This is a genomic window from Methylobacterium sp. Leaf456 (assembly GCF_001425465.1).
Taxonomy (GTDB): Bacteria; Pseudomonadota; Alphaproteobacteria; order Rhizobiales; family Beijerinckiaceae; genus Methylobacterium.
In genome coordinates this window covers 107308-118976 of the sequence record NZ_LMQV01000008.1, presented here as the reverse complement: position 1 = coordinate 118976, position 11669 = coordinate 107308, and the positions used below count along the sequence as shown (strand labels likewise).

Below are 11669 nucleotides of genomic sequence, written 5' to 3'. Positions count from 1 at the left end.
TGCGATATGTCGATCGATCTTGAAGTATCGGGACCGGACAGCCGGGGCTCAGCCGATCGGAATCGCCGCCTCGACGTAGAGATCTCCCTCCCAGCGGAAGCCCGCATCGGCCTGGCGGTCGCCGTCGCTTCGAACGAAATGCGTCACCTTGCCCTTCAGCGCGTCGATGAGCGGCGCGCGGGGAATGTCCGGCCACTTGGAATAGGATGTCACCGGTACCATCGCCCACACCTCCTGCCGCTGTTTCCCGAGATGCCGGCTGACGAACGAGATCGGCGTCGCGTTGTGGCTCCCGTGGTGGCCGACCTTGTAGAAGCAGCACTGCTCGAGCAGCCGACAGAGTTCGGGATCCTTCAGCACCTCGCGCCACGTGCCCCACTGCGCATCGCCGGGGAACAGAAGGTGAGCCTCGCCGATCGAGAACAGCAGCATCAAGCTCGTGTTGTTGATCGCCTTGTCCAGGGCCGTCGCCAGTTCCAACGGCAGGTCGCGGTTGAGATCGCGCAGCTTGCTGCGGGCGGCGGCGTCGAGCGGGCGGCTCGGCGTGGGATCGATCCATTGCCTGCCGAACGGCTCGGGAGCCGTCGATGCCCCCGGCTTCGCGAGCGAGGCCGCGCGCATGCCGAGGAGGGCGAGATATCCCTCGCCCGAGGGCGGGTTCATGTCGAAGATCGTCTCGCGATCCCGCGACGGGCCGAGAACCTGGATGCGGATGTCCGATAAAGCCGCGCACTCCACGTAGCGCGTCGAAGCCTCCCTCGTCGGCAGGTAGCGCCGTCTCGGCCTGCCCCGGAAGCCCTGGCGCAGCCGCTCCATCGCGGCTCCGTTCACGCTGGTGCCGACGTTGAGGTCCAGCACGGGGGCGTCGGCTACGGCCGCCGCGCCGGCCGCCTGAGCGTAAGAGTGAAGCGCGAGCGCGAGGGCGGATTGCGCGCGCGCGATCTCCCGCGCCTCCGGTTCGTCCGACTCGGTCCAGGGCATCCAGACCTCGCCGACCTCGACCTTGTCCCAGCGCGGGTCCGCGAAACCCGAGATGTGGTCCTTGTGGCGGTGCGTGGCGACGAGAAGGTCGATCCGCGCCACCCCGTCGTCGTCGGTGACGTCCGAGATCACCTGTCCGACGACATCGGCCAGTACATTCCGGCCCGCCTTGAAGGACCCGCAATCGATCAGGACCTTCCGATCACGCCCCTCCGGGGCTGGCAGGAGCAGCAGGAAGCAGTCGCCGAACCCGACATCGTACATCCTGACGCGCAGGCGGGAGCGGGGCGCAGGCGGCGGTACGGCCGCCGGCCGGGGGCGGCGCATACGGGGCGGCATCAGAGGATGCCCGCATGGAGCGAAGCGAGGCTCTTGCGCAGCTTCATGCGCACGGCCTCGTAGCCGTCCGGCCCCCAGGCGAGCCGCGGATCGCCGAGATCGATCGCCTCCACGAAAGCACGCTGCCGATCCGCCCTGGCCCCCGCGGCCGCCGCGAACGGCTCCGTCACGCCCGGATGGGGCATCGGCCGCGACACGACGGTTCGCAGCCGGCCGTCGGCCGAGAAGATCGCGGTTAATCCGGCACGCATCGGAATCCCCCCGAACTCGGCCGAGCGCGTCTCGTCGGTCTGCACGAACTGGACGACGAACTCGACGAGGACGCGCTGGTCCAGCCCAATTCGGTGAACGGGATGAAAGCTGACCACGGCGATCGGCTTGTCGGGCTCGAAGCCGAGCGCGACCGCACGCTGGCTCACGTAATGTCCGAGGCCCTGCCCGATCTTCCGCTTGAGGCCCCTCTCGCTCGGAAGCAGGCTGCCCTCTTCGTCCGCGTCGTCCGGGTCCTCATCGCTCTCTCGGACGACGCTCTGGAACGCCGCGAGGCCGTCGCTCGAAGGCCGTGTGCGCTGCACGACGCGCCCCGCCCAGTCGAGCGCGCGGGCGTTGATCGCGAACAGCAGCTGGACCAGTTCGACGAGATGCGGATCGAGGTCGAGGCCGGGATCGTCGCAGGTCGGCAGCGTGAGCGATTCTTCGGCGAGGGAGAACACGCCGTCCGGGAAGATGCCGCGGATCCGGAAGCCCTCGATCATGTTGAAGCGCAGTTCGAAGCGATCCTCGGGGTTCACGTCGAGATCCGCCGTGACCAGGGCCCGCAGGAAGTCGCCGAACGTCACGTCCACCGGCGGAAGATAATCGAAGGCGCGCAGGCACATGCGCAGCACGTGGTCGGCCAGGACGGAGGCCTCGTTCGCCACCCGCTCGACGAGATCGGGATGAAGGTGCCCGGCGGGCAGCTCGCCCGATCCGTTGGTGGCGATCCGCAGGAGGTCGGCGATCCGCCCCTCGTAGGTGCGGTAGAACCCGTCGAACACGGCGCTGACGAGGATCGCCCCGCGGTCGTGGCATTCGAAGGTCCGGCCGAGGAGGGTCGGGTCCGGCTTCACGCCGAGGGCGGAGCGGAGCGCCTGTCCGCTGCCGCTGGCATAGCCGAATTGCCGGGCGAGCTCGACGAGCATCGCCTGATCCTGGATCCGCCCCTTGGAGGCCTGGATCTGCTCCCGGAGGATCGGTGCGTAGCTGAAGCGCTGGAACAGCGCGACGATGTCCGCGAAGGCCTCGTGGAAGGCCAGGACGTCGTGGTTGGTCGGTTCGAGGAAGTAGCGCCGGAGGCCATGGACGATGGCGTGGGTGACCTCGTGCGCGATGATGTCGTGCGACAGGCAGGTGAAGACCAGTTGTCCGGGAAGGTTCGGGCCGGGGTCGTCGCTGTCGGCCTTGAAGTAGCCGAAGAAGATCGCGTTGCTCTTCGGGTCGAAGAACGCGTTCGCACCGTAGAAGGCATGCGGGATCAGGCGCAGCCGGGGCGTCCGTTCGGAGCGGTAGAACTTGATCGGCCGTCCCAGTGCACGCCGCGCGCTCTCCACGACTTTCATGGTCACCGCGTACACCATCTGCTGGTGGAAGCGGGGATCGGACTCGTTCGGCAGCAGCCCGCCCTGCATCAGGTGGACCGGTTCGTTGAGGTCGACCGGCGTGTAGTATTGGTCGTGCTCGCCGTCGTAGTCGATGACCTCGACGAGGGCACCGACCGGTCCGGGCAGGAGACCGGGCTCGTTGTTGACGTCGATGGAGGTCCTGTATCGCGCCCGGCGCCCCGCCATGGGATCGGACACGAAGATGTTGAGCTTGCGGCGGTCGGCCGGTCGCGACGCGGAGATCGAGGCGAAGCGCGGTCCGGGCTTGCCCGCGGGATCGTCGGGGGGCGGAGGCGGCGCGCTCCGCTTCGGCGTGCGTCCGGCGCCCTTGCCTTTCGGTCGTCCCGTCACAGTCACCGCCCCAGGGCTTGGGCCGGAAAGGGCCAGGCGGCCGTGGGGGCACCGCCCCGGACGAGCTGGGGCGCGCGACCCGCGATGGCCGTGTCGCACAGCACGTAGCCCCAATTCGCGAGCTGGCCCTGCTCGGTCTCGTCGAAGGCGTCGAGCCGCGTCCTGATCGAGGCGAGCGGCCGGACCGTCGAGGGGGCGCACGGCAGCGCGGCCGCCACCGGATATTCGGTGATGTCCGTATCGATGCCCCAGTAGCCGCCCGCGAGTTCGCCGCGAAGATACCGCTCGACAAGCCACCGCTTGCGCAGGCCGCGCGCCTGATCGGTCGCGACGTCGAGGGCGCGCAGGGTCTGCCGGATCCAATCGGTCTCGACCGCGTCGACGAGTTGGAACGGCGCGCCCGCGTCGCTGACGAGCACCGTACCGCCCGTCCTCCAGATGGGCTCTAGGCCGAGATTGTCGTAGACGCCGCCATCGGTGAGATGCAGCCGGTCCGTGTAGTCCCGATCGTTGGAATGGACGGCGCCGGCGAGCGGCACGAAGGGGCCGGGCGCAGCGATGGTGAGCGGGGACAGGAACGGCGGGAAGGCGCTGGAGGCCGCGACCACCGTGCCGAGGTCGAGCTTGGGCTCGTCGATGCTGCCGACCGAGTAATCCCTGATGTGTTCCCGCGAGAACCGGACCAGCCGTCCCGTCTGCAGGTTGGTCGCGTTGAAGACGAAGTCCACGCCGACGGGCAGATCCTGCAGCGCGAAGTCGTCGAAAAGGTGCTTCCTGTACTCCCGCGCGACCACTTCGGCCGCGCTCATGCCCGGACGCAGGGCCCCCTCTCCGATCGCCCACGCATCCACGTTGCGCCCGCAGAAGGCACGGACGGGCTGCACGACATGCGCGTCGAAGGCCGCCTGCGACCACTGGGCCGCGACGAGCGACTCCCAGGCCTTCGCCAGGACGCCGCCGATCACCGATCCGCCCGACACGCAGGAGATGCGATCGAGCCGGGCGAGGACGCCGAGTTCGTTCAGCCGCCACAACGCTCCGAGATGGAAGAGGGTCGCCCGAAACCCGCCTCCGGACAGAGCGAGGGCGATCCGGCCCTCCGTGATCTCATCCGCAACGTTCGACATGGCCTGCATCCACGGTCTCGAGGCTCGGTGTCTTTCATGAAACGCCCGCCCGCCATCCTGGGCTGCCGGAGGACGATCAGCGCAACCGGAGCCGTGTGACTGGAACCGGGTCGCGCCGCGATTCGGGATGCAACCTTCGGCATAAGAATGACGCCGCTCGCTTCAACGATCAAGAGTGAAAAAGTGGGAAGCTTGCGCCCGCCAGAACTGACTTGTATTTTGGATCGAGCTGAGTGAGAGCCTTGTTTAACTGAACTGGAGATTGGCGCGTTGGCTTCGTGAGGAGAAGTCGATGTGGACGGTGTGAAAAATCTTCCAAGTATGGCCCCACCTCAGAGCAGGGCTAATTCATGGCAGTTATAAGGAATTCCGGGAGCGAGGTGGGGTCACGAGCGGCGCCGATCGTGATCCCACCCAGACTTCATATTCCACAGCAATATCAGAGATTTAGATGGATTTCCACTGGGGTCAAACTTCGGTGCTTATCGACACAACATCACGCCGAGACTTAGCAAAGCAGCGTAACTATGACTACGTCTTGAATCGAGAAATTTGTGATGTTAGTATTATAACGATCTCAAGCCGGTGATGATCATGGCTGTTCGCAAGATTTTATTCCTTGGAGCGGGCTTCTTTGTTGCGATTTCTGCGGGATGGCTCGCCGTACATATCTACAAGACAAAGCTCTATATAGAAATCCCCGATTATCCACCGGTAGACAAGGTCTATTGGCTCAATCAAGGCTGGTCCAACAACGTCAGGGAAAAGTTTCATCATGCTGATCAGGGGACGCAGACCCTCGGTATTCCGTACGAATGGTTCGTCGCGCTCGAACAGCCGCGGATCGCGCTCGTGGGTGACGTCGGGCGTCTGAACGATCCGATCTATCTCGATCGTTACGGCTTCATCCCGGGGGGCACGATCGGAGGCGAGACACCACCGCCGATCGGCTTCGCCAAGAGTCTGACGCGCGACATGCGCAACTGGAACGACGAGCCCTGGCTCAACCCAGAGACGGGCAAGCCACTGCACGCGGTCGGCTTCACATGCGCAGCCTGCCACACGGGACGGCTTACCTACGGCGGCAACGCGATTATCGTCGATGGAGGCTCCGCCCTGACCGACCTCGGCAAGTTCCGCCAAGCGGTTGGCATCTCCATCCTTTACACCTACTTCGTCCCGGGCCGCTTCGATCGCTTTGCCGACAATCTTCTGGGAGAGAGCGCGAGTCCTGACGCGAGAGCGAAGTTGCGCAAGCAGGTCCACGATCTGTGGAACGTGCAATTCGACATGATCCGAAAGCTCGATAAAGCCGCCGCCGCAAACACGGATTCAGAGGGGAAGAACGTCGATGAGGGCTTCGGCCGCCTCGATGCCCTCAACCGCATCGGCAACCAAGTCTTCGGTATCGATCAGGGCGAGAATGGCACGAAGCGGAACTACGTCGCGACCTCGGCGCCGGTGAACTATCCTCATATCTGGATGACATCCTGGTTCGACTGGGTGCAGTACAACGCCTCGATCATGCAGCCGATGGTGCGCAATGCCGGTCAAGCGCTCGGGGTCAGCGCGAGGCTGAATCTCGATCCGGCAAAAGGGACGCCGTTCAAGTCCGGGGTCCGTATCGACCATCTGTACGAGATCGAAGCCTGGCTGTCCGGCGCCGACGACGGAACCAACCCGGATTGGGACAAGGGCCCGGCCTATGGAGGCCCGTTCGTCACGAAGAAGCTGATGGGCCTTCGAGCGCCGAGCTGGCCCGGCCGCGTGCTTCCGGAACTGAAGGAGAAAGACCTGAGGGAGGCGGCGCGCGGCTGGGCGTTGTACGAGCAGCATTGCCAGGAATGCCATCGTCCGCCAGTCGGCAGTCCTGCGTTCTGGGATCGGGAATACTGGGGCAAGGTCGCGTCCGATTCGCCCGATCTGCTCAAGCTGAAAACCATGACGGTTGCCGAGATCGACACCGATCCGGCTCAGGCCACCGACATGAATCGGCGGACGGTCACGATGCCGCCCGAGCTTGGGCTGAACGAAACCCGTTTCGGGAAGGCTCTCGGCGATGTCGTCGGGAAGGCCGTCGATGTCTGGTACAACAACCCCGCGGACCGGCCCGAGCAAAGTCCGAAAGACCCGATCGACGAGGGCCGCAAGAATCGGATGAACGGCGAGCGCCCGAACGGGATACAGGATGGAATCGCTTACAAGGCCCGCCCACTCGATGGCATCTGGGCGACGCCGCCCTACTTGCACAACGGCTCGGTCCCGAACGTCTACGCCTTGCTCTCGCCCCAGAGAGAGCGCCCGCAATCCTTCCAACTCGGCAGGCGGGACTATGACCCGGTCTGCATGGGCTACCATCTCAACGCCGTCCCGCCGGACGAGACCGACACGGTCGATCCGAAGCAGCGCTGTCTGGATCCCACCTTCGGACAGGACCGCAACCGACTCGGGCCGTTGACGCCGATCGTCGTCGCGCCCGCGGCGGGCGCCATCCGTGGCAACCTCAACACAGGCCATCAGTTCGCCGCGCCGAAAGGCTCGGACCGAAACCATTGGGGCAAAGGCATCGTTGGCGAGGCGCTGCATCCGGCCGAGCGCCTCGCGATCATCGCCTTTCTCAAGACCGACTGCGCGAACGGCTCGGCCGCCGAGAAGATTCCACCGGATACGAAATCGGAAGAGCGGGAGCGCATCCTGAAGGCGCTCGATCGCACGACATGCGAGGATTTGCGCCGGCTCCGCTGATCCTGCTGCGAGGCTGATCCCGATGCGGCCTGCCTCGCATCGTCGCGGTGAAACCGGCCGGGAAGCAGTCAGCGCAACCGCGCCGCCAGAAGATCCCGGCGGACGATGATGAGGTTCTGGAGTCGCGCGGCGTCGGCGTTCTGGATCGAAATCCGCGCCGCCTGCTGACGGGCGAGGTCGAATTCCAATAGGATGTTGCGCCCATTGGCCGGTTCGCCCTTGGCGATGCTGAAGGTCACTTCATGCGTATCCTTCCGGCGGGCGCTGAAGGTCGAGGTTGCGCTACTCAGTTCGAACCGGTTCGTCAGGACCGGTGAGAGCGTGAGCGCCGGCGTTACCCCGGCTTTGTATTCCGTCGCGAAGGTCAGCCTATCCGTATAGGTTGTCGTTTCAGTATATTTCGACCGCATTTCATCGATATCTATGAACTCTCTGAAAATCTTTTCTACGCCGATCTTTCCCGTAATCGGGTAGATGGCGTTCTCGGCCCGGGCCGTGACGACGTCACATCGATTCGGATCGATGTCGTGCAGAACGAAGAAGGTGTTCGTGACTTGGAAGCGCTTTTCGGTCTCGCGGCCGAAATTGCCTTCGACGCCCGGCCCGAGATTGAATGCGCCAGACAGAATGGGGTAGGCGAAGATCGAACTCGCCGAGTTAAGATTTTCTTCCTCGATGAAGAACTTGAAGTCGAACGTGACCGCAGACAGCGTAAATTGCTCGAAGATTTTTTGTTGCCTCTTGGGCAGCCGCTTGAAGTTTCCCGGGTCCGCGAGTGCGGTGCCGCGCATCAATCGATGTTCGATTCGATCCGCAAAATCGAGCGTGGTCGGATTCGCGTCGAAATTCGGATCACGGAGCAAGTCGATCGTCATACGATCCAGGGCGTCGCGAGCTTCGCAGCGGATTTTCTGGACAATGCGCGGAGTCGTCTCGCCCGTGACGTCTTCTTGCCGCGGGACCGTTGAACAGCCCGCGAGAGGCGCCATGCACAACAACAGTATCTTACGATCGATTCTCATGAGGATTCGTTTCGTCCAGCAATCCGGACAATGCCTGTCGTGCTTCGCGCCGTGAAACGGCTTGCCATCCACCGCTGAACTATAATTCAGTTTCCTGTCAAGGCACCAAAGCGCTCGCCGATCGCAACGCCAGTCGATGTCGGCGGGCTGTTGCCAGGAAACAACAATGCCTCCGTTCTATGGAAATCTTTCTATTGATTTATAACTATGAATAAAACCGTGAATATAATCTATGGCTGTATTAATGCTCTTGAATGGGCGGATACGGATAAAAATTAGATTTGAAATTAATTGCGGCCTGATACCAGCCGTTGTCAAGCCGCTGAAAACGGGACATTCTTGCAAGACCTTAGGCTCGGCCGGCCTAAAACAGAGGCCGGATCGTTCGCTTGCGCGAGGTCTGTCGATGTCAAGCCGTCCGTTGAAGTCCGGTCCAGACATGCCCACCTGCAGCCGCTGGATCGACGTCATCGACCTGCTGAGCCGAAACGAGCATTTCGGCGTTCCCTATGCGGCCGTGATGGATGCCGCGGTCGGGCGCTTCATGCTGGCTCGGGACAACACCCCCGAGAATTGGCACGACAAATCCGTCATGCGGGCGTTGCTGCGTTTCGAGGATCTTCCGAAAATCCGCCAACGCGCCGGAGAGGAGACGGCCAGCATTCTCGCCAGGGAACGAGCGAGCCGGGTTCCGACGATCGACGTCGCCGGCATGATCTCACGCGCCGTGCCCTTGTGCATCGTGCGGGAGACGTTCGGCTTCCAGGGCGGCGGCCTCAACGACGCGACGATCCTGCAATGGTCCAAGGCGACCCAGTGGGCGATGTTCCACAACTTCGAACGGCCTGACCCCACGAAGATGAAGGAGGGGATCGACGCCGGACAGGCTATGCAGCGCTGGATTGACGGCAATTGGCAGTTGCTCGTCGCTCGCGCGGGGAACGGAGCGGACGACACGATTTCACGGCTCATGCGCGTGACGGCCGGGGGGACGACGCTGCTCGACCGGCAGCAGGTCGTGACCAATGTCTGCGGCCTCCTTGTCGGCGCGATCGAGACGACATCGCAAGCAATCGTCAAAGTGACCGATCACATCCTTAACAATCGGAATTTCGGGTCGGCGGCGGATGCGGCGATTTTGGCCAACGACGGGAGCCGGTTCGACGGCATCGTCCGCGAAGCCCTGCGCTTCGCCCCCGTATCCGATGTCCTCCTCCGGTTTGCGAAAGCCGATACCGTGATTGCCCCTGGCACGCCGCGCGCGACCGCCGTCAAGGCGGGCACCCCCGTCAAGGCTGAGATCCGGTCGGCAATGTTCGACCCGGCCGTCTTTCCAAATCCCGACACGCTCGATCCGGCGCGCCCACGCCATCTCTACTTGACGCTGGGCTTCGGCCCGCACGAATGCCTCGGCCGAATGATCGGAGAAGAGATCGTGGCGGAGACAGTCCGGCAACTCCTCACGCCCCCGGGCGTCAAGCTACTGCCCGATTCCGGCAGCCAAATCGATTTTCGAGATGGACCGTTTCCGGAATCATTTGTGCTGACACTACGACCTTCGATCACCTGACGGATATGTGATCTTATTTCTCAATATCTACGGCGACGAGATTGGCCTGCCCCCATTTGGTGGCCCGGGTTTGAAGTTAGTGCATCGTCGGTCGTGTGACTGTATTTCTGCCCTCGGCCTTGGCACGGTAGAGCGCCCGGTCCGCGCACGCGAACAGCGCGTCGGGCTCGACGCCATCGGCGTGCGAGAAGGCAATCCCGACACTGACGCCGATGCCGGCCGGATAGCCGTCCAGATCGATCGGTGGAGCCATCGCCGCGATGAGGCGCTCGGCGAGAGCGGCATTCAGGCCCTCGGCGAGCCCTCGCAGCGCCTCAATGGCTGCGCGCTGGCGGATTTCGCCCGCGTCGTCGCGGAGTTCGATCGTGAGCACCGAGATGAGGGCGTGTTCTGCGGCCTGCTGCAGGCCGGCGCGGAAAGCGGCGAGTTCGCGGTGCGTCATGCGGTGCGGGCCTCGGGCTGCGGACGGTGGAGGGCGGCGTAGGAGCTGAGCACCTGGCGCCGGTCGAGGGCGGCCAGGCCTTTAAGCGCAGTGAGCGCAGCGGGAAGGCGGTCGGCGTCACGCTCGGCGCGGTGCAGTTCCTCGGCAAGGCGGTCGCCGCGCGGACCGGTCGTCAGACGAACGATAGCCCGGAGGCTGCGCAGGCGGGCCAGCTGCTCGGCGGCGTCGATGCTGTCGGACCGGGGGCCGAAGCGGTCGGCAGCGGGGATCATCGGCCCACGCCTCCCGTCGACGTGACCCGTAGCGGGATCCCCTCCCTTGCCCGGCCAAAAGGCCGTGGGACACTACGCTGAAAAGCGTAATGATCCGATGGGATGGGTTGGTGTCCCACTATCGAGCAAGTCATTGATCTTGCTCATCTAGGGCGCCCCTACCGGGGTCGCCAGTCTTTTCCTCATCGGTTCGAACGATTTAGCCCAAGCCCTGCGGGGCTCTGGCGCCTTTCGTGCTGGGACGAAACCTGGAACAAACCGGGCAATTCGGGACATCGCGGTCCCGAAAGTCCCGAAGCCGTTGCCAGGGCGTTCCCCGCCCGTCTCCTCCCGCGACCGCTGAGGCCTACGCCTCTGGCTGACACGCTTTCGGCCGACGCAGCTGGTCGCCCTGTTTCCACGCTGCGAGATCGGCTATCTTGGCCGTATGGACAGGCTGATCGCTCCTCGTTCTTCGCGGCCTCGCCGGGCGGCGCTTCTTGCTCTCGGCTGCGGCCTCCTCGGGCCCGGGCCGGCGCTCGCGCAGAGCGCCCTCCCCTTCGCCGGCTTCGCGCCGTTGCCCGCCTTCGCGTGGTCGCAGCCGCGTGGCGACGAGGCCGGGCGGTGGTCCGGTTCCTACGCCGCCGTCTCGACCGGCTACGCGTTCTCGTCGTCAAAGGCCTACGGCAGCTACGGCGGGCCGACGCTCGGCTTCGAGGGCGGGCGGCTTTGGCAGGACGGGCGGTTCGTCTACGGCATCGTCGGCGGGGTCGATTGGCTGATCCCCGGGGCCGGGAGCAATACGCTGGGGTTCAATGGCCTCGGCTACTCGCGCGACCTGTCCGGCGCGGTGCAGGTGCAGGTCGGGACGCTGCTGACCGACACCGTGCTGCTCTACGGCAAGGCCGGGGCCTGGGCGGTGCACGAGCGGCTGCGCTTTGGCGGCACGCCCGCGGCCCCCCTCTACGATCGCGAGCAGATCGCGGTGCGGCCCGATGCCCGCGTCGGCGTCGAGTGGGCGATCACCGACCGGCTCTCGGTGGCGGTCGAGGCGGGCGTGGTCGGAAACCGGCTGCACTAGAGCTGTTGCCGACCGCTGCGAGTCGTTCGGGGTTCACTGGCACGGCGTGATCTGATTCCCTGTGGTCCTCGACAGGAGGATTGATGGGCTCAGCGTTTCGAGGCGATGCGGGTTTGGCTG

General features: G+C 64.5%; 9 protein-coding genes. 3 read left to right on the top strand and 6 right to left on the bottom strand.

The genetic code is table 11. The features are described from left to right. Window positions 1-48: 48 nt before the first annotated feature. From ASG52_RS08825 to ASG52_RS08815, 3 genes are read right to left on the bottom strand one after another with little or no spacing between them, the layout of a single operon-like run. Window positions 49-1320, bottom strand: a complete 1272-nt coding sequence (locus ASG52_RS08825; protein WP_156383860.1) for a ComEC/Rec2 family competence protein — start codon at window positions 1318-1320, stop codon at window positions 49-51. After that, window positions 1320-3311: a gluzincin family metallopeptidase gene (locus ASG52_RS08820; protein ID WP_056241825.1), complete on the bottom strand. Its 1992-nt coding sequence runs from the start codon at window positions 3309-3311 to the stop codon at window positions 1320-1322. The genes ASG52_RS08825 and ASG52_RS08820 overlap by 1 nt, the downstream gene beginning before the upstream one ends. Window positions 3312-3313: 2 nt before the next feature. Next, window positions 3314-4438, bottom strand: a complete 1125-nt coding sequence (locus ASG52_RS08815) for a patatin-like phospholipase family protein (RefSeq protein ID WP_162249985.1) — start codon at window positions 4436-4438, stop codon at window positions 3314-3316. A 594-nt stretch (window positions 4439-5032) separates the two neighbouring features. On the opposite strand from ASG52_RS08815, the gene ASG52_RS08810 reads away from it, so the two are divergent. After that, a complete protein-coding gene (locus ASG52_RS08810) occupies window positions 5033-7183 on the top strand; it encodes a c-type cytochrome (protein WP_156383859.1) in 2151 nt (716 codons plus the stop codon). Window positions 7184-7251: 68 nt separating this feature from the next. Here ASG52_RS08810 and ASG52_RS08805 read toward each other — a convergent pair whose 3' ends face one another. Continuing rightward, window positions 7252-8172 carry a Y4kA family protein gene (locus ASG52_RS08805; protein WP_156383858.1) on the bottom strand — a complete coding sequence of 307 codons (921 nt, stop codon included), beginning with the start codon at window positions 8170-8172 and terminating at the stop codon, window positions 7252-7254. 472 nt (window positions 8173-8644) lie between these two features. Here ASG52_RS08805 and ASG52_RS08800 point away from each other — a divergent pair, with 472 nt between their 5' ends. Further along, window positions 8645-9775 (top strand): cytochrome P450, encoded by a 1131-nt coding sequence (locus tag ASG52_RS08800; protein ID WP_056241813.1) that lies wholly within the window; start codon window positions 8645-8647, stop codon window positions 9773-9775. Between the two features lie 76 nt (window positions 9776-9851). Here the strand turns inward: ASG52_RS08800 and ASG52_RS08795 are convergent, their stop codons facing one another. Continuing rightward, window positions 9852-10217, bottom strand: a complete 366-nt coding sequence (locus ASG52_RS08795) for a diguanylate cyclase domain-containing protein (protein WP_056241810.1) — start codon at window positions 10215-10217, stop codon at window positions 9852-9854. Then, window positions 10214-10489, bottom strand: a complete 276-nt coding sequence (locus ASG52_RS08790; RefSeq protein ID WP_056241808.1) for a hypothetical protein — start codon at window positions 10487-10489, stop codon at window positions 10214-10216. The genes ASG52_RS08795 and ASG52_RS08790 overlap by 4 nt, the downstream gene beginning before the upstream one ends. Before the next feature lie 556 nt (window positions 10490-11045). Here ASG52_RS08790 and ASG52_RS08785 point away from each other — a divergent pair. Further along, on the top strand, window positions 11046-11549 hold the full coding sequence (locus ASG52_RS08785) for an outer membrane protein (RefSeq protein ID WP_286158992.1): 504 nt from the start codon (window positions 11046-11048) through the stop codon (window positions 11547-11549). The last annotated feature ends 120 nt before the right edge of the window (window positions 11550-11669 follow it).